This window comes from Streptomyces sp. MB09-01 (assembly GCF_033794505.1).
In the GTDB taxonomy this organism is placed as follows: Bacteria; Actinomycetota; Actinomycetes; order Streptomycetales; family Streptomycetaceae; genus Streptomyces.
The window spans coordinates 1-587 of the sequence record NZ_JARAYQ010000609.1; the positions used below are offsets into that span (position 1 = coordinate 1).

Below are 587 nucleotides of genomic sequence, written 5' to 3' on the forward strand. Positions count from 1 at the left end.
CCTCAGATGCTGCGGGCGGTGATGTCGCCGTAGCCGGTGGTGGCGTGGAGGGTGAGGGCGGCGTTGGCGCCGTCGCTGTTCTTCAGGGAGTTGTGGATGCGGCCGTGGCCGGTGCCCGCGTCCAGGGAGGCGCAGACCCCGCGGGCGGCGCCGACCGACACGTCACCGGCCTCGGTCCGCAGCTCGACCGCACCGCGCACCGCCTCGGCGACGTGGATGTCACCCTTCTGCGTGCTGATCCGGGCCGGACCACCCAGCCGGCCGACCGTTACGTCACCCGCCATCAGGGTCAGGTGCGCGCCGGCGGTCTCGTCGAGCTTGACCGTGCCCTGCGCCCCCTCGAAAACGACGTCACCGAGCCGGCCCACCCCGCGGAACTCCGCACTGGCCGCCTTCGCCTCCACGCGGGAACCCGCCGGCAGCTGAACCGTCACCTCCACCGACCCCGAAGCCCCGAGGAACTGGTTCTTCCCCTCCGGCGTCGCGATCCGCAGCACCCCGTCCGCGAACTCGACCCTCGTCCCCTCCGCCGCCCTCACGTCCCGGCCCCTCGACGCGTTCGCCGGCAGCACCTCGACCCGGGTGTC

General features: G+C 73.4%; 1 protein-coding gene. It reads right to left on the reverse strand.

Translation table 11 applies throughout. The features are described from left to right. Positions 1-2: 2 nt before the first annotated feature. On the reverse strand, positions 3-587 hold a 585-nt coding region (locus PV721_RS43705; protein WP_319734483.1), incomplete at its 5' end, for a DUF4097 family beta strand repeat-containing protein.